General features: G+C 39.4%; 19 protein-coding genes. All 19 read right to left on the bottom strand.

Annotation, left to right across the window (positions count from 1 at the left end; genetic code table 11):
- Window positions 1-50 precede the first annotated feature (50 nt).
- Window positions 51-551: a NuoI/complex I 23 kDa subunit family protein gene (locus HDF25_RS21965; protein WP_184628549.1), complete on the bottom strand. Its 501-nt coding sequence runs from the start codon at window positions 549-551 to the stop codon at window positions 51-53.
- A 33-nt stretch (window positions 552-584) separates the two neighbouring features.
- On the bottom strand, window positions 585-1,622 hold the full coding sequence (gene nuoH, locus HDF25_RS21960) for an NADH-quinone oxidoreductase subunit NuoH (RefSeq protein WP_184628548.1): 1,038 nt from the start codon (window positions 1,620-1,622) through the stop codon (window positions 585-587).
- The gene (locus HDF25_RS21955; protein ID WP_184628547.1) at window positions 1,622-2,626 is read right to left on the bottom strand and encodes a 2Fe-2S iron-sulfur cluster-binding protein; all 1,005 of its coding nucleotides are present in this window, start codon (window positions 2,624-2,626) and stop codon (window positions 1,622-1,624) included. Before HDF25_RS21955 ends, nuoH begins: the two co-directional genes overlap by 1 nt.
- Before the next feature lie 56 nt (window positions 2,627-2,682).
- Window positions 2,683-4,050, bottom strand: a complete 1,368-nt coding sequence (nuoF, locus tag HDF25_RS21950) for an NADH-quinone oxidoreductase subunit NuoF (RefSeq protein ID WP_184628546.1) — start codon at window positions 4,048-4,050, stop codon at window positions 2,683-2,685.
- Window positions 4,050-4,562 (bottom strand): complex I 24 kDa subunit family protein, encoded by a 513-nt coding sequence (nuoE, locus tag HDF25_RS21945; RefSeq protein ID WP_184628545.1) that lies wholly within the window; start codon window positions 4,560-4,562, stop codon window positions 4,050-4,052. The genes nuoF and nuoE overlap by 1 nt, the downstream gene beginning before the upstream one ends.
- Complete coding sequence (locus HDF25_RS21940) at window positions 4,555-5,769, bottom strand: NADH-quinone oxidoreductase subunit D (RefSeq protein WP_184628544.1); 1,215 nt, start codon at window positions 5,767-5,769, stop codon at window positions 4,555-4,557. The genes nuoE and HDF25_RS21940 overlap by 8 nt, the downstream gene beginning before the upstream one ends.
- A 4-nt stretch (window positions 5,770-5,773) precedes the next feature.
- On the bottom strand, window positions 5,774-6,274 hold the full coding sequence (locus HDF25_RS21935; protein ID WP_184628543.1) for an NADH-quinone oxidoreductase subunit C: 501 nt from the start codon (window positions 6,272-6,274) through the stop codon (window positions 5,774-5,776).
- Complete coding sequence (locus HDF25_RS21930; RefSeq protein WP_041883911.1) at window positions 6,274-6,816, bottom strand: NADH-quinone oxidoreductase subunit B; 543 nt, start codon at window positions 6,814-6,816, stop codon at window positions 6,274-6,276. The genes HDF25_RS21935 and HDF25_RS21930 overlap by 1 nt, the downstream gene beginning before the upstream one ends.
- A gap of 107 nt (window positions 6,817-6,923) precedes the next feature.
- Window positions 6,924-7,295 carry an NADH-quinone oxidoreductase subunit A gene (locus HDF25_RS21925; protein WP_184628542.1) on the bottom strand — a complete coding sequence of 124 codons (372 nt, stop codon included), beginning with the start codon at window positions 7,293-7,295 and terminating at the stop codon, window positions 6,924-6,926.
- Between the two features lie 179 nt (window positions 7,296-7,474).
- The gene (locus HDF25_RS21920) at window positions 7,475-9,187 is read right to left on the bottom strand and encodes a tetratricopeptide repeat protein (protein ID WP_260409438.1); all 1,713 of its coding nucleotides are present in this window, start codon (window positions 9,185-9,187) and stop codon (window positions 7,475-7,477) included.
- Window positions 9,188-9,321: 134 nt separating this feature from the next.
- Window positions 9,322-10,227 (bottom strand): substrate-binding domain-containing protein, encoded by a 906-nt coding sequence (locus HDF25_RS21915; protein WP_184628540.1) that lies wholly within the window; start codon window positions 10,225-10,227, stop codon window positions 9,322-9,324.
- A 1-nt stretch (window position 10,228) separates the two neighbouring features.
- Window positions 10,229-10,453 (bottom strand): hypothetical protein, encoded by a 225-nt coding sequence (locus HDF25_RS21910; protein ID WP_184628539.1) that lies wholly within the window; start codon window positions 10,451-10,453, stop codon window positions 10,229-10,231.
- Between the two features lie 18 nt (window positions 10,454-10,471).
- Window positions 10,472-11,293 (bottom strand): energy transducer TonB, encoded by an 822-nt coding sequence (locus tag HDF25_RS21905; protein ID WP_184628538.1) that lies wholly within the window; start codon window positions 11,291-11,293, stop codon window positions 10,472-10,474.
- 27 nt (window positions 11,294-11,320) lie between these two features.
- The gene (locus HDF25_RS21900; RefSeq protein ID WP_184628537.1) at window positions 11,321-11,857 is read right to left on the bottom strand and encodes an ExbD/TolR family protein; all 537 of its coding nucleotides are present in this window, start codon (window positions 11,855-11,857) and stop codon (window positions 11,321-11,323) included.
- 6 nt (window positions 11,858-11,863) lie between these two features.
- Window positions 11,864-12,478 carry an ExbD/TolR family protein gene (locus tag HDF25_RS21895; protein ID WP_184628536.1) on the bottom strand — a complete coding sequence of 205 codons (615 nt, stop codon included), beginning with the start codon at window positions 12,476-12,478 and terminating at the stop codon, window positions 11,864-11,866.
- An 86-nt stretch (window positions 12,479-12,564) separates the two neighbouring features.
- Window positions 12,565-13,392 (bottom strand): MotA/TolQ/ExbB proton channel family protein, encoded by an 828-nt coding sequence (locus tag HDF25_RS21890; protein ID WP_184628535.1) that lies wholly within the window; start codon window positions 13,390-13,392, stop codon window positions 12,565-12,567.
- Window positions 13,393-13,673: 281 nt separating this feature from the next.
- Window positions 13,674-15,278, bottom strand: a complete 1,605-nt coding sequence (gene pckA / locus HDF25_RS21885; protein WP_184628534.1) for a phosphoenolpyruvate carboxykinase (ATP) — start codon at window positions 15,276-15,278, stop codon at window positions 13,674-13,676.
- 133 nt (window positions 15,279-15,411) lie between these two features.
- Complete coding sequence (locus HDF25_RS21880; RefSeq protein ID WP_184628533.1) at window positions 15,412-15,765, bottom strand: translation initiation factor; 354 nt, start codon at window positions 15,763-15,765, stop codon at window positions 15,412-15,414.
- A gap of 185 nt (window positions 15,766-15,950) precedes the next feature.
- Window positions 15,951-16,841 (bottom strand): diacylglycerol/lipid kinase family protein, encoded by an 891-nt coding sequence (locus tag HDF25_RS21875; RefSeq protein WP_184628532.1) that lies wholly within the window; start codon window positions 16,839-16,841, stop codon window positions 15,951-15,953.
- Window positions 16,842-16,978 lie beyond the last annotated feature (137 nt).

Below are 16,978 nucleotides of genomic sequence, written 5' to 3'. Positions count from 1 at the left end.
GCAAATGTATAAACTGTTTATATCAAGAAGCAATTAATGCTTCAATTTCATTATTTCTTTTCTAAAGGCTGTTCTACCAGTTTATCCTTACCGTAGATAAAATCCTTACGCAGATAGTCTGAAGGAACAATTGGTCCGTCAAGGTAAATCGCCTCTTTCGGACAAGCTTCTTCACATAAACCACAGAAAATACAGCGCAACATATTGATTTCATATACAGCAGCATATTTCTCTTCCCTGTACAGATCCTTTTCTTCCGGTTTACGTTCTGCTGCAATCATCGTGATCGCTTCGGCCGGACACGATAATGCACATAAGCCACAGGCAGTACAACGTTCTTTACCATCTTCATCTCTTTTCAGGGAATGCATCCCCCTCCAGTTGATAGACATCTCGCGCTGAACTTCAGGATATCTGATTGTTGCCTCTTTCTTGAAAAAGTGGCTTATAGTAATCTTCAGTCCTTTTCCTATTGCCGGCAGATACATCCGCTCCGCAAAGTTAAGTGGCTTTTGTATTAATACTTTCTTTTTACTGGTTAATGGTTCCATTAAACCTCCTTTTATATTCCGCAGGGCGGATAGTTAAAACTTTTCTACAATTGCAATCACAATACCTGTGATGATGACATTCGCTATGGCCAGTGGAATCAGGACTTTCCAGCCTAAATGCATCAGCTGATCATAACGGAAACGCGGGATCGTCCATCTTACCCACATAAAGAAAAATATGAATGTGAATATTTTCAAAAACAATACTGCTGTACCGATCAATGGTGCAATAGTTGGTCCCGTAATCTGAAGTACCCAGTCCATACCCGGATAATTATATCCTCCGAAGTATAATGTTGCCATAACTGCTGAAGACACAAACATATTGATATACTCAGCAAACAGGTAAAATCCTAATTTCATAGAAGAATACTCCGTATGGTACCCGCCGATCAGCTCAGTCTCACATTCCGGTAAATCGAAAGGTGCCCTGTTAGTCTCTGCAAAAGCACAAATGATAAACAACAGGAATCCCAATGGCTGATAGAGCACATTCCAGTGCCAACCATGCTGCATTTCTACAATTTCTTTAAGACTCATCGTATTAGTCACCAATAATAAGGCGATAATAGAAAGTCCCATCGCAACCTCATAACTGATATTCTGCGAAGCTGCACGAATGGCACTTAAAAGGGAATATTTATTATTCGATGCCCATCCTCCGATCATTACACCGTATACACTCAGGGAAACTACACCAAAAATATACAGAACACCTACGTTAATATCAGTAACCTGTAAAGGGATGATTTTTCCACCTATAGTAATCGGGCTTCCCCAGGGAATAACCGCTGTACCGATACAGGCAGTCAGCATCGCCAGACCAGGCCCTACCATAAACAACCACTTACTAGAATGGGTCGGGATAATTTCTTCTTTCATGAACATTTTCAGTCCGTCAGCCAATGGCTGCAGAATTCCGAAGGGACCTGCACGATCCGGTCCAAGCCTGTCCTGTAAAAAAGCGGCAACTTTTCTTTCCGCATATGTAGAATACATAGCGATAACTAAACTTATACCAAAAATGATAGCGACTAGTATAAATTTTTCTATGACGAATGTGATATCCATTAGAATTTAGCGGTTTTTTCCAGTTCAACTTTATTAGCTTCCTGCAAGCGAAGATCTTCCTGAATGACAGGTAAAGGTATCATTGTTTCATAATGATTAGAAGAGATTACAGAAGTATCACTGATGTGCGTAGGATGCTCAATGGTCCAGTCTGCTGTTTTCTTTTTATCAAAACGACAGGTATTACAGATAAATTCCTCTACTTCACCATAGATATCCTTACGGGCAGTTACCCTTAAAACATCTTCTCCTTTATACCATAAAGTAACCTTACCACTACAGGTTGGGCAATCCCTATGGGCATCAACCGGTTTGGTAAACCAAACCCTGTTTTTAAAACGGAAAGTTTTATCAGTCAAAGCTCCAACCGGACATACATCGATCACATTTCCAGAGAAATCGTTATCCACAGCAGTCTGAATATAAGTTGAAATTTCAGAGTGATCACCTCTGTTTAAGATTCCATGAACCCGTTTATTGGTAATCTGATCAGCAGTAAATACGCAACGGTAGCATAAAATGCAACGGTTCATATGTAACTGGATCTTGTCACCTATATCTATACGTTCGAAAGTACGGCGTTCAAATTCATAACGTGTTTTTTGTAAACCGTGCTCATAACCCAGATTCTGCAGATCGCATTCACCTGCCTGATCACATACCGGACAATCCAGCGGGTGGTTAATCAGCAACATTTCTACCACACCACTTCTGGCTTCAATTACCTCCGGAGAAGTAATATTCTGCACTTCCATTCCGTCCATTACTGTGGTACGGCAGGAAGCAACCAGTTTAGGCATTGGTCTGGGATCTTTTTCTGACCCTTTGCTTACTTTTACGATACAAGTACGGCATTTACCTCCGCTACCTTCTAATTTAGAATAATAGCACATTGCAGGAGGTACAATGTCCCCTCCGATTTGCCTTGCAGCATTCAGAATCGTTGTACCGGGCGCTACTTCAACGGTTATTCCGTCTATGGTTACCTTAACTTTTTCACTCATTGTTAAAGATATTCTTTCATCATCGCTGCATTTCCGGAGAAACACAGGTCAGATCGTTAATTTTCCTGTTTCACTTCTGCTTTAGCAATCGGTTCCGCATAACCAGCGATACCATAATTGGTCTGAAGACTCTTCAAAGGCTCTCTGACATGCCACTCAAATTCATCTCTGAAATGCCTGATTGCACTGGCTACAGGCCATGCTGCAGCATCCCCTAAAGGACAAATGGTATTTCCTTCAATCTTTTTGGATACATCAACCAGCAGATCAATATCACTCATCTTTCCATGACCATGTTCCAGTCTGTGTAAGACTTTCTCCATCCATCCTGTACCTTCACGGCAAGGAGAACACTGGCCACAGCTCTCATGGTGATAAAAACGGCTGAAATTCCAGGTGTTTCTCACGATACACTGATCTTCATCAAAAGCGATAAAACCACCTGATCCAAGCATTGTACCCGTAGCGAAACCACCTTCAGAAAGAGATTCATAACTCATTAAACGAGGTTCACCATTTGCTAATTTAAGCGTCAGGTTAGCTGGTAATACTGGTACAGAAGAACCTCCGGCTACAGTAGCCTTTAAACGTTTTCCATTGGCAATACCACCGCAATACTCATCAGAATAGATAAATTCTTCTACTGGAAGTCCTAATTCTATCTCATATACACCTGGTTTGACCAGGTTACCTGAAGCAGAAATTAATTTCGTTCCGGTACTTCTTCCGATACCGATTTTCATATATTCATCACCGCCATCATTAATGATAGGCACAACAGCAGCTATAGATTCTACGTTATTTACTACCGTAGGGCAACCATACAGACCAGCGATAGCCGGGAATGGAGGTTTAATCCTTGGATTACCCCTTTTGCCTTCCAGAGACTCTAAAAGAGCCGTTTCTTCACCGCAGATATAAGCTCCGCCACCAGGCTGAACATATAACTCCAGATCATAACCTGACCCTAAAATATTTTTCCCTAAAAATCCTGCATTCTTTGCTTCAGCGATTGCCTTTTCCAGAATTCTGATCTGAGGCATCATTTCACCTCTCACGTAGATGTAAGATGTTTTGGCACCTAATGCATAACTGGATACGATCATACCCTCAATTAAGGCATGAGGAATGTGAGTCATCAGATAGCGGTCCTTAAAGGTCCCAGGCTCTGATTCATCAGCATTACATACCAGGTAACGCGCTACACCTTCCGGTTTTGCCAGAAAGCTCCACTTCATTCCTGTAGGGAAACCTGCACCACCACGTCCGCGTAAACCAGACTTCTTCACCTCTTCTACCACTTCATCAGGGGTAAGGGTTTTCAAAGCTTTCTCCACAGCACGATAACCACCTTTCTGGCGGTAAACATCAAGAGTATTGATGCCTGGTACGTTTATATGTTCTAATAAGAGTTTACGGGCCATTATTTTTTGCGTAATTCTTCTATCAATGTGTCTAACTTCTGATTGTCGAGGTTCTCATAAAAAGTGTATTCAGGACCTATCTGCAGAACCGGGCCGTAACCACAGGCCGCAAGGCATTCCACACCTCTCCAGCTAAATAAACCATCAGCTGTCACTTCACCCTCTTTTACCCCAAGCGATTTTTCCATATGCTCCATCAGTTTCTCAGCACCTACCAGACAGCAAGGTCCGGTACGGCAAACTTCCAGCACATATTTTCCCTTCGGCTCCAGGAAGTACATACTGTAAAAAGAGGCCACTTCGTAAACTTCAATGGGCTCAATTTTCAGATACGCTGCTACTTTATCCATAGCAGTTGCACTTAACCAACCTAATTCAGCCTGAACTTCGTGTAGTACAGGCAATAAGGCAGATTTCTGCTTTCCTTCAGGGTATCTACTTGAAATTTCATCACACTTTGCCATTAAAGCTGATGAAAATTCTACAGGTTGTTGTTCTTCTACTTTAAGCATCTAATTCTCCGGCAATAATGTTCATACTACTCATGTTGATAATAGCATCAGATAATAACATTCCTTCGCTCATCTTCGCATACATGGAATAATTGATAAAACTAGGTCTTCTGAAATGCAGACGGTAAGGTGTTCTTCCACCGTCGTTGATCAGATAAAATCCAAGCTCACCATTTCCACCTTCAACAGCATGGTAAACTTCTGCTTTCGGGGCATCGATTTCTCCCATTACAATTTTGAAATGGTAGATCAGTGCTTCCATATTGTTATACACTTCCTCTTTAGCTGGCAGATAGAAATCTGGCACATCAGCATGAAAAACTCCCGCAGGCTCACCTTTGAGTTTTTCCATTGCCTGTTCAATCAGACTTACACTTTGCCACATTTCTTCATTACGAACCAGGTAACGATCGTAAATATCACCACTTGTACCTACCGGAACTTCGAAATCGAATTCATCATAAGAACAATATGGTTCACTTACACGCACATCATAGTCTACACCGGTAGCACGCAATAAGGGCCCGCTCCAGCTGTAATCCAGTGCTTGTTCCGGCGTAACGCAAGCCACACCAGCCGTACGGTCAATAAAGATCCGGTTACGGTTAAGCAGGCTTTCAAACTCCCTTAAAGCAACAGGGAATTCTTTCAGGAATTTATTGATTTTGGTGAAGGCGATATCATTGAAATCTCTTTCAAAACCACCGATCCGGCCAATATTTGTTGTTAAACGTGCACCACAGATCTCTTCATAAATTTCATAGATATGCTCTCTGAACTGGAAAAGATATAAAAATGTGGTTGTTGCACCTGTATCCTGGGCAATAATGGTATTACAGATAATATGATCTGAAATACGCGCCAGTTCCATGACAATTATCCGTAGATAATCCACACGTTTCGGTACTGTTATGTTCAGCAGTTTTTCTACCGTCATATGCCAGCCCATATTGTTAATAGGTGACGAACAGTAGTTTAATCTGTCTGTCAGTGGCGTAATCTGATAAAAAGGTCTGTGCTCAGCAATCTTTTCAAAAGCGCGGTGAATATACCCAATGGTAGAAACTCCGCTGACAATACGCTCTCCGTCTAACTGGAGTACATTTTGAAAAACGCCGTGTGTTGCAGGGTGAGTAGGTCCTAAGTTTAAGGTTACCAGTTCACTCTGAGGATCGTTGTCTGTATATACCGGTTGATTGTGATTCATGTTCTTATCTACCAAAGTATTCGTCTTTTTTATCAACTCTGTTCGGATCTTCCAAAGGATACTGTTTTAACATCGGATGCACATTCAGTTCATCCATGTTCAGAATCCTTTTCAGATTCGGGTGACCTTCGAATTTTACACCGAAAAAGTCATATGTTTCTCTTTCCATCCAGTTTGCCCCATTCCAAAGCACTGTGGCTGTCGGAATAGTAGGCGTATGCTCATGAATGAACACTTTAACCCTGATTCTTATCTTATTTACCATATTATGCAAATGGTAAACTACTGCGATATGATTAGTCTCCGGGTAATGGACAGCTGTGATATCAGTAAGGAAAGAAAAAGCAGCACCTTCAGTTTCTTTAAGAAACCTCAGTACATCCGTAATAACGTCTTTTGTGGTCTCTACAGTAAGCAAACCATATGGTTCGTTCACACCGCTTACTTTAGCGCCGAAACGGTCAGCCAACAGCTGTATTACACTACTATTATTAACCTCTGCCATTATTCGATTCCGTATGAAGCCAACATTTGTTTATACTGATCAGAATTTCTTCTTCTGCCAGATTCATTTTTCACTAATTCCTGGATTTTACCAAAGCCATCTAAAATTGCTTCAGGTCTTGGCGGACAGCCAGGAACATAAACATCGACAGGAATAATCTCATCGATACCCTGTAAAACTGAATAAGTATCAAAAATACCACCGCTTGATGCACATGCACCTACAGCCATCACCCAACGGGGTTCGGCCATCTGCAGATACACCTGTTTTAAAACAGGGCTCATTTTCTTGGCTATGGTACCCATAACCATTAATAAATCAGCCTGACGGGGAGAGAAACTTAAACGTTCAGATCCAAAACGACCGAAATCGTAATGCGAACCCATGGTAGCCATGAATTCAATTCCACAGCATGAGGTTGCAAATGGCAATGGCCATAATGAATGGGAACGGGCTAAACCAATAACCTTGTCTAAAGAAGTAGCGAAAAAGCCAGATCCTTCAATGCCTGGAGGCGCGTCTACTATATTGATGTCACTCATATCATAAAACAAAAAAGGCTCATTCTAATACAGAATGAACCACAAATCTACAATATTTAGAGGCAAATAGGTCTAGTCTATCTCGATTTAGAACCGATCTAAATAGCCTAATTCCAATCCAGCGCTCTCTTCTTCAGAATGTAAATAAAGCCTAATAACAGTGTGCCCATAAAGACAAACATTTCGATCAGACCTGGCCAGCCAAGTTCTCTGAAATTCACTGCCCATGGATACATAAAGATAACCTCCACATCAAACAGGACAAACAGGATGGCCACCAGGAAATACTTAATAGAGAAAGGCTGACGCGCATTACCTACAACCTTAATCCCTGCTTCAAAAGTGGATAACTTATCATTAGTCTTACGTGCAGGACCTAAAAAGTGAGTTGCAAATAATGTTACAACCACAAATCCTAAAGCAACAATAATCTGAAAAATAATAGGTAAGAAATCTGAAGGCAAACTTTGGGTTTCCATATAATCTTAATTAGGCTACAAAAGTAAAAGAAAAAAGGGGAAAACAAACAAACCAGCTTTAAAAACTGGCAGATAACCTGCTAAAAACAAGTATAAGTGAATTGCGTTTTAATGAGAAAAGCCCTTTCCAAACACAATCAGGTTCGAAAAGGGCTTTCCCTATTTTATATAGCCGAAAACTATTTCTTTTTAGAAGGAGCTTTCGCTGCCGGAGCTGCCAATTGTTTTATTCCGGTCAATGCATTCGCATTTGTTGGATCAATTGCTAATGCTTTATTGAACATGTCCGTTGCTTTTGCTTTATCTGTAGGTGAATAAAAGAATCCTAAGTTAGTATAAGCTTCAACCAGATTTTTCTTTTCAGCTTCTGAAGCACCTAGTTCAGGTTTCTTAACAGTCACCAGATCAATATACTGCTCATAAAAAGGAGCTCTTAATCCTTTAGGGTTAACCTGATCATCCATATAACCCGCTACACGACCTCTCATGATATAAGCCAATGTAAACTCAGGTGAAACTTTATTCAGGTGTGCCAAAGCTGAATCCGCTTCAATCAGAATGTTTTTACTTGGGTTCTTTTTCGCTCTGTCTTTAGTTGCATAATCAAAATAATCAGCAGAAGCCAGGTAGTAATAGTTAGTCAATGAACCTTTACCATTAGGGTTTGCTTTGATTGCATCTTTATAAACAGCTGCAGCCTGATCGTATTTCTTACCGGTATACAATGCTTTTCCTACATCCTCGAAAGCATCAGCATAAGTCGAATCTTTAACAACTGCTTGTTTGATACTGATCAAAGCTAAACTGTCCTGACCTGCATTCAACTGAGCTTTACCTAAATAAAGATAATCGGCAGCGATTAAACGAGACTGATCAGGGTTTTTAGCAAAGAAATCAGTTAATAACTTCAAGCTTTCAGGGTTTTTATTTTCAGCTGCTGAATAAGCCTGAAGACGGCTGATTACTAAACTTTTTTGATTGTTTGGATATAAACGTGCGATATCAGCTGTTTCAGTCTCCAGACCTTTAAAGTCTTTTGCATAAAACAAGAACTGTGCATAACGTAATCTTGTATCAAAAGATTTGTCCGTTAAATCCATGTATTTTTTATAGTTCTCTAAAGCCTGTTTAGATTTTTCTGCGTAGTGAGCAGGCTCAAAATTAGCCCATTGCATATATAACTCAGCAATTTCACGGTAAGCAGGACCATAATTAGGATCTGCAGTGATTACATCTTTCAATTGAGTTTCAGATTCAGGAAATGCTCTTGATTCTTTATACATTCTACCGATCTGAACTTTAGCTCTTAACAAGCCTTCATTGATATTCAGTGCGCGCATGTAGTTTTGTAAAGCCTCAGAGTTCTTTTTCTGAGCTGCATATAAATCACCTAAAGCTACAAATGTCTCAGGATCTTTATCTGCTGCGTCTACTTCGTCCGCTTTGGTTAAGTTAGTTAAAGCAGTAGCAAAATCAGGTTTTTCCTGAGCCAGGTAAGCTTTACCGATGTATAAATACGGCGTGTGATCTTTTTTAGAAGCTAACGAAATCGCTTTGTCAAAATTTGTTTTTGCAGATGCTGCGTTATTAGAAGCAAGGTCTGCCTGTCCTAATCCAACGTAGTTTAACGCATATTTGGGATCAGCAGCTATTCCTTTGTTAAAAACCGCTTTGGCTGAATCTACATATTCGTTATGCAGATATACATCACCTAAATTAAAGTAATTCTCCCCTTTACCCGCCTGAGAACTTACCAGTGATTTAAGCATAGAAGTAGCCTTAGCATACTGCTCAGCATCAATCGCTTTTTTTGCATCATTCAAGTTTTGAGCAAAAGAGGCAGAACCCATCACTACTAAACCTAAACTTAAGGTTATTGCTTTCTTTGTCATTTTCATTAGTTTTTATTGTTTTTTAATTGCTATGAAACTTGCCTACCCGCAAGTCTGTCTGGTTCATTATTTACAAAGCTAAATTGTTTTTCGTTGAATATCCTGGCCAAGACCAGACAAGGCTCAATATAATACTAATTTTTATTTTTTATATTAATCTCCCTTGGATTCATCTTATTCGGTCCCAATCCTGATTTCAACACGATCAACTGGCCACGCTGGCCCGTTAACCACGTTGCAAAACCCGTGCCTAAACCATTTTTACCTTCAGCATTAATAATATATATGTTCCTTAAAAAAGGATATATACCATCAATTAAATTCTTTTGAACGGGTTTATAAAACGCATCATCCCCTTTTTTCCCCTTGGTGTTCTTCACGCCCATTACTTTGACCTGAGCAATAAAGTCTGACTGGTCCCTTTTATTTTTCAATAACCAGTTGACACCAACAACCCCAATATAGTTCTTATGTTCTGCAACGTATTTTATAACATCATTATTGTTACTCAGCGTATAAATACCTGATTTAGGTAATTCTTTTAGCTGAGCGAGGTCCTTAAAATAACGGAGTGTGCTTGAATAAGCATTGTCGAAAACCAATTGTTTTCCAGAAGTTGAAGTCCCTTTTAAGATAGAAACCACTTCATCAGCAGTAATTGTTGAATCAGGATTATCATTACCTGTAATCAGGGCAATCCCATCAATGGCAAATCTTGAAGTAAATACCGGAATACTTCTTTTAGTATAAGCCTTTTCCTCATCAGGGGTAAGCATTCTGGACAAAATCATTACCCTTACACTGTCATTTAAAAAAGTAGGCATGATTTTATTCTCATTACCCTGTACCAGATCAAATGTTGCATCCGGATAATCCAGTTTAAATACCTCAATCTGATCCTGAAGAACGGAAGAGAAGCTTTCATCAACAAGCATTTTTACTTTGCCCGAAGTGCGCGTTTCTGCCCCATCATTATCTTTAGGCTTGTGTTTACACGCAATAAATAAAAATAATGGCAGGATAAAAAATAGCTTCTTCATGTTAATTGTCTTTTTGATTAATTAAACGGAAAAATCTGATAATTGCATAAACGATCAGTAGTAGACCAAACAAGATGCGGTAAGTAGGCTGAATTTCGAACGGAATATCTTTCCAGAAGATCAGGGCTGCTCCCAGTACCAGATACATGGTGAACATGACTAGCCCTAAAATGAACAGAAATCGCTGTTGAGGCGATTTCTGTTTAAATGTATTGAAGTCAAACATTCTAATAAATTATAATGATTAGTTAGATAAAGTAAAACTGATCGGGATGTTATATTTAACACGAACAGGTTTACCATTCTGGATACCAGGAGTCCATTTTGGACTTGCCTTTAATACCCTGATGGCTTCTTCATCAGTACCACCACCTAATTTACGCTCAACTTTAATATCAGTCAGACGACCATCTTTCTCTACTACGAAAGACAAGAACACCTTACCTTGAATATTATTTTCCTGAGCCATAGGAGGATATCTTACAGTTTTGTGCAGATAAGCATAAAACTTATCCATACCACCAGGGAAACCTGGCTGAGTCTCAATACTTACAAAGTCATAGACTTTAGTATCTTCCACTACTGCGGCCTGTTTAGGACCTTCTCCTACCGGACCAACGACAACGATGTCTGCTCCCGGATCACCTTCGATTGTTTTCTGACCTGGGTCAGCTGCTTTTAACTGCTCAATCTGAGGAGGATCTTCATCACGAACCTGATTATCCGGTTTTACAATCGGAGGAGGGAACTTAATTTGATCCGTCTTTGGTGGCGGTGGCTCTACCGGAGGCGGCGGAGGTGTTTTTGGATCCACCGGAGGCGGAGGTGCAACAACAACTTCTACCTGTTTCACAATTTCCTCTTCAGGAAGTGAACCTTTGATCAAGCTAACGATCTTAGGCAAAAGAAACAGAAATATAAAGGCTGCCGATGCAAAAAGTAATGCCCTTGTTGTATTCGCTCCATTACGTTTACGTAACTCGTAAGCTCCGTATTCTTTGTTCTTTTTAGCGAAAACAACATCAAGCCATTCCTTATTGAATAAATCTATTTTAGATCCGAACATTGCTTGTTATTTAAAATGTTAATAATATTATAAAAGTTTTTGTTGCTTCAGGAATGTTACTTCAGCATCAGTGATGTTTACATCGTCAATTGCAGGAGCCGATTTGATTCCGGTAATTGCCAGTTCATCCATGATATCAACGAAATTTTTATAAGTAGCACCTGAAGTTGGCTTAATCACCATAACGATTGATTTGCCACTCGCTGCCTGTACTTTTTGTTTGTTTTCCAGTATGGATTTTCTCACCTCACTGAAGCTTTGAACTGTAGGAGCTGATTTACCAGCTTCTCCCATATACCATGCTACTTTATTGTTTTTACCCAATAAAATTGTCATCGTTTGAGATGCCCTTAATTCAAGCCTCGCGTCAGACTTGTCATCTTTATCTGGCTTGGCAATATCCATTGCGATCGGTTTATTCAGCGTGGTGGTCAACATGAAGAAGGTAATCAATAAGAACGCTAAATCAACCATCGCGGTTAAATCTACTTTCGTAGATGCTTTCTTACTCCTTACTTTCCCACCTTTCTTGCCACCCCCACTGGAGGTATCTAATTCTGCCATGTCTTTTTATTTGCTACCGCCCTCAGCAGTGGTGATTAAACTGAATTTGTTAATTTTTTGTTTTTGAAGAATATCTACAATCTTCTTGATAACTGGGTAACCTTCTTCTGAGTCTCCTTTGATACTTACTCTCATTCCTTCATGATGAAGCTCAGCTACCGCCTGACGCGAATGAAGGATCCAGTCAGCTAATTGGTTGTTTAAAGAGTCAGTTGGAATACCTTGTTCCAGACCTGATTTCTTTCTTGCAGGCCCGTCCATCATGACAAACTGTTTCAGACTCTGGATTGGGACACCAAATGAACCCATTACACTAAACCGTTTTTCCTCTTCCGGAGTGAAATTGATCTTGTACTGCTCACCAATTTTCTTCAGAGTAGCTACTTTAATATCCTGTCCAGCCGCTTCAAAAAACACTTTACCCTGGCCAATTGTCAAAATAGCGATGTCCTTTTCAGGAACTTTGATCTTATATGATGACGATGGAAGTTTTACATCCAACGGATCGGGTTGTTTTGCAGTTGCTGATAAAATAAAGTAAGTAAGCAACAGGAAGGACACGTCGCACATTGCGGTCATATCAATCGAGGTACTCTTTCTTTGAACCTTTGCTCTAGGCATAATTTTAAAAATTACTTATGTTTTGTATAATGATGTTAATTCTTCCGGTTTTCCATAAAGCCGGTAAAAAAAAATAACATTATTTTCTATTTATGCGTAGAAGCATAAGTTTGGATGATGCTAAAACCAGCTTCATCAATTGCATAAGTTAATTTATCAATTTTTGAAGTCAGGATGTTGTACATGATAATCGCTAAAGTTGAAGTACCGATACCAGTAGCTGTGTTGATCAGGGCTTCAGAGATACCAGTTGCTAATGCAGCTGAATCCGGAGCACCAGAAGCACCTAAACCACCAAACGCTTTAATCATACCTGTTACTGTTCCTAACAGACCCATTAATGTACCTACTGAAACTAAAGTAGCAATTACAGTTAAGTTTTGCTCTAACATTGGCATTTCTAATGTAGTAGCTTCTTCGATATCTTTCTGGATAGCTAAACATTTTTGATCAGTGTCCATGTTAGCTTCAACTTCCATCTCACGATATTTTTTCAAACCAGACTTGATTACGTTAGCAACAGAACCTTGTTGTTTATCGCACTCAGCCATAGCTGCTTCGATGTTGTTTGAGTTTAAAAGAGTTTGTACTTTTTTAACAAAAGCATCTAAACTAGAAGTACCAGTTGCTTTTCCGATTACGATAAAACGTTCAACTGAGAATACGACTACCATTAAAAGCATACCCATTAAGACCGGAACGATTGGTCCACCTTTGTAAGCCATACCAGCGTAGTTACCGATTTTTGGTAAATTCTCAACATTATTGTCAATGAAGTTGTTTGCGTCACCAAGAACAAATTTATAGATCAGGGCCGCGATGATAATACAAATTGGAATAACAAGTGTAGCGAATAGATTCGAAGCTGATGAGCTTTCCTTTTTAACTGTTGTTGGTTTTGGTGCGTTTGCCATTTTTTTAGTTTTTGAGTTTTTAGTACTTTGTTTTTTTTAAATTTATATTAAATATTCTGTAATACACACAACGACGAATATTATCAAATGTTGCAATAACAAATCTACAACTTTGATCTTAATTCCAAATTAAATTATCATTACCAGGTAAATTTGATTTTCAACACTAAATCTTCGTCGCTAAGCCTATATTAAAAAAGATTGTCTCTGTTCGGAGACAATCTTTCACAATGAAAACTAAAAAAAAATTGAAATGCAAATTTTTCCTTAAAAAAAATGATTTAAAGTGTGATTTCGACAACTTTTGGGAGTGATTTAAGGATTTCGTCATTTGCGAACTCCTCAAACTGCCTAAAGTTATCAATAAACGCTTTAGCTAATTCGTTTGCCTTTTGATCATATTTTTGTTTTTCAGACCAGGTATTTCTTGGGCTCAGAATTTCTGAAGGCACACCCGGACAAGCATCAGGCATTAACAATCCGAAAACCGGATGTTCAGTGAAGTTTGCATCAGATAATTCGCCATTTAAAGCCGCTGTAATCAATGCACGGGTATAACTTAGCTTCATCCGCTTACCTTCGCCATAAGCGCCGCCACTCCATCCTGTATTGACCAACCAGACATTTACCTGATGTTCTTCCATTTTCTTTCCAAGCAACTCCGCATATTTGGTCGGATGCAATGGAAGAAATGCTTTTCCGAAGCAAGCTGAGAAAGTTACCTGAGGTTCTGTTACACCAGCTTCAGTACCAGCTACCTTAGCTGTATAGCCCGAAATAAAATGAAACATAGCCTGACCAGGAGTTAGTTTTGATAATGGAGGTAAAACGCCAAATGCATCTGCCGTCAGGAAGAAAATATTCTTAGGAATACCAGCAATGGAAGGCAAAACCGCATTATTAATATAATTAATAGGATATGCTACCCTGGTATTTTCAGTTTTTTCAATATTTGAATAATCGACATCTCTGGTCGCCGGGAAATAATTAATATTCTCCAGTAATGACCCGAACTTAATCGCATCATAAATCTGTGGTTCCTTTTCTGCTGTCAGATCCACACATTTTGCATAACAACCACCTTCGAAATTAAAAACAGACGAATCTCCCCATCCATGCTCGTCATCGCCTATTAATCCTCTTGCAGGATCAGCTGAGAGCGTAGTCTTACCAGTACCTGAAAGCCCGAAGAAAATAGCTGTATCCCCATCAGCGCCAACGTTGGCCGAACAATGCATAGATAAAGTATTCTTAAGTTCCGGTAAGATAAAATTCAGTACAGAGAAGATTCCCTTCTTGATTTCACCAGTGTAACCAGTTCCACCGATCAGGATCATTTTTTTAGAGAAATTCAGGATAGAAAAATTAGCCTGACGTGTTCCGTCAATCTCTGGATCTGCCAGGAAGCCTGGTGCAGCGATAATTGTCCATTCAGGATTCTCAATACCTTTTCCTTCTTCCGGTCTCAGAAATAGGTTGTTAGCAAATAGATTTTGATAAGCAGTTTCTGTAATTACCCTAAGGCTCATTTTATAGGCCTCATCTGCACAAGCATAAGCATCTCTCACATAAAATTTGTCTTTGTTGAGATGTTCACAAACTTTCTGTAATAACGAATCGAAATTTGACTGACTGAATTTGATATTGATATCACCCCACCAAACTGAATCCTTCGTAATATCATCCAGCACTATAAATCTGTCCTTAGGTGAACGTCCGGTAAATTTACCCGTGTCAATTGCTAAAGCACCTGAAGATGAGAGCGTACCCTCTCCGTTAATGATAGCTTCTTCTACCAGTTGCGGTACGCTTAACTGATAGTATGCATTATCAGTACCCAAATTTAACTGTGATAAGTCTGGTTTAGGCATTAAAACTTTGCTCATAAAATGATTATTTGTTTAGGCAAAGCTAAGGAGATATTTATTCAAAAAACATCATTCCAAAGGAAATATTTCACTTATTGTGGCATATACACTAACAAGCAACTAATTGATTTACAGATAAATACAAACTGAATTATCCGCCAGATTTTTTCACTTTATATCCCTCTTTTTGAAGCATCAAAACTACCTTATCTCTGAAATCTCCCTGTATAATAATCTCCCCGTCTTTAGCACTTCCGCCTACCCCACATTTCGTCTTCAGCATTTTAGATAATTTATCCAGGTCTTCAGCATTTCCCCGGTAACCAGTAATCAGTGTAACGGCTTTACCACCCCTGTTCTTCCGGTCGAGCATCACTCTCAGGTCCTGCTGGTTGTTCGCTATGACTTCAGACGCTGTTTCTTCCTCGCTCTCATAATTAAAAGAAGGATCGGTAGAGTACATAATCCCTCCCAGGTCGCTTAATGATTTTTTCTTAGGATTCATCTGTTTATTATGATTGATTTGTATTGTTTTTTTGTTATTACTCAGGCACGAGGGACAAAAACCTGGTGTGAGTACATCTTCATCTTAACCTGGGTGCAAGGTAAGTCCATGTGTTTTCAACTAGTTCAAAATACATGGACTTACCATGCACTTACCATGCACTCACCATGCACTCATCACGATGACTACCTGAACACTTCAGGCACAATTACATTTAAAGACAAGGGCGAAATACTTACTGCGATTTCCCTTCCCATAAAGAATGGTTCTCCGTCAATATGGATAGCTGCATCATCAGCTCTGGTGATCTGAATATTTTTCCCCTGGATAATCTCTACCATATCAGAACGGTCAGTACTTGCATTCAACATATGATAAGCTAGTAAAGGAAGCTTGTAAAGAGGAAACGATTTAACGATACAAACGTCCAGCAAACCATCTGTTACTGAGGCATGTGGAGAAACATGCGCATTATTACCATATTGAGAAGAATTGGCTACACTAACGACAAATGCAGTCCGCGTATAACTAACCCCGTCAATCAGCAGACGATACTTTTCAGGTTTATAATTGATCATTTCTTTAAATCCAAGCTTAAGATAGCCAGACAACCCTCTCTTTTTATTCCCCACAAATACAGAACTGATATGTGCATCAAATCCCATTCCTGCCATATTAAAAAAGAACTTATCATTAAATGTGCCTGTATCTATTTTCATGACATGCTGAGAATTCAGCACCTGTATTGCTTTCGCCGTATTCATTGGGATCTTCAGAAATCTCGCCAGCCCATTTCCTGATCCAAAAGGTATTATCCCAAGGATCTTTTGCTGCTGCATTACTTTTGCGGCTATTTCATTGATTGTTCCATCGCCACCTACGGCAACAATAATATCAAAATTCTTATTCGCAGCTTCTTCAGCTATCTCCGCAGCATGTCCTATGTATTCCGTGAAACTATAATTGGGGTTAAACTTGGACCGGTCCAGATTTGCATCAATTATAGCAGGGATCTTTAACTTGTCCTTACCCCCGGATATAGGATTAATAATAAATAGAATGTTCGACTTTCCCAAAGGATATGATTTAATTATGGCACAAAATAATTGATATTTTTTGACTATTTTGAATATATATAGTAATTTTGCATACCAAAGGTGGACTGATTTGCGATGTTATGCTTGCATAACGGGATTGCAACCACGTAAAAAAA

This window comes from Pedobacter cryoconitis, from assembly GCF_014207135.1.
Lineage (GTDB): Bacteria > Bacteroidota > Bacteroidia > Sphingobacteriales > Sphingobacteriaceae > Pedobacter > Pedobacter cryoconitis_D.
This window is presented reverse-complemented; position numbering and strand designations above follow the sequence as displayed.

Bases quoted from the DNA above. Each gene is read 5' to 3' on its own strand.
- HDF25_RS21965 (WP_184628549.1), bottom strand. From the start codon at position 551: ATGGAACCATTAACCAGTAAAAAGAAAGTATTAATACAAAAGCCACTT.
- nuoH (WP_184628548.1), bottom strand. From the start codon at position 1,622: ATGGATATCACATTCGTCATAGAAAAATTTATACTAGTCGCTATCATT.
- HDF25_RS21955 (WP_184628547.1), bottom strand. From the start codon at position 2,626: ATGAGTGAAAAAGTTAAGGTAACCATAGACGGAATAACCGTTGAAGTA.
- nuoF (WP_184628546.1), bottom strand. From the start codon at position 4,050: ATGGCCCGTAAACTCTTATTAGAACATATAAACGTACCAGGCATCAAT.
- nuoE (WP_184628545.1), bottom strand. From the start codon at position 4,562: ATGCTTAAAGTAGAAGAACAACAACCTGTAGAATTTTCATCAGCTTTA.
- HDF25_RS21940 (WP_184628544.1), bottom strand. From the start codon at position 5,769: ATGAATCACAATCAACCGGTATATACAGACAACGATCCTCAGAGTGAA.
- HDF25_RS21935 (WP_184628543.1), bottom strand. From the start codon at position 6,274: ATGGCAGAGGTTAATAATAGTAGTGTAATACAGCTGTTGGCTGACCGT.
- HDF25_RS21930 (WP_041883911.1), bottom strand. From the start codon at position 6,816: ATGAGTGACATCAATATAGTAGACGCGCCTCCAGGCATTGAAGGATCT.
- HDF25_RS21925 (WP_184628542.1), bottom strand. From the start codon at position 7,295: ATGGAAACCCAAAGTTTGCCTTCAGATTTCTTACCTATTATTTTTCAG.
- HDF25_RS21920 (WP_260409438.1), bottom strand. From the start codon at position 9,187: ATGACAAAGAAAGCAATAACCTTAAGTTTAGGTTTAGTAGTGATGGGT.
- HDF25_RS21915 (WP_184628540.1), bottom strand. From the start codon at position 10,227: ATGAAGAAGCTATTTTTTATCCTGCCATTATTTTTATTTATTGCGTGT.
- HDF25_RS21910 (WP_184628539.1), bottom strand. From the start codon at position 10,453: ATGTTTGACTTCAATACATTTAAACAGAAATCGCCTCAACAGCGATTT.
- HDF25_RS21905 (WP_184628538.1), bottom strand. From the start codon at position 11,293: ATGTTCGGATCTAAAATAGATTTATTCAATAAGGAATGGCTTGATGTT.
- HDF25_RS21900 (WP_184628537.1), bottom strand. From the start codon at position 11,857: ATGGCAGAATTAGATACCTCCAGTGGGGGTGGCAAGAAAGGTGGGAAA.
- HDF25_RS21895 (WP_184628536.1), bottom strand. From the start codon at position 12,478: ATGCCTAGAGCAAAGGTTCAAAGAAAGAGTACCTCGATTGATATGACC.
- HDF25_RS21890 (WP_184628535.1), bottom strand. From the start codon at position 13,392: ATGGCAAACGCACCAAAACCAACAACAGTTAAAAAGGAAAGCTCATCA.
- pckA (WP_184628534.1), bottom strand. From the start codon at position 15,278: ATGAGCAAAGTTTTAATGCCTAAACCAGACTTATCACAGTTAAATTTG.
- HDF25_RS21880 (WP_184628533.1), bottom strand. From the start codon at position 15,765: ATGAATCCTAAGAAAAAATCATTAAGCGACCTGGGAGGGATTATGTAC.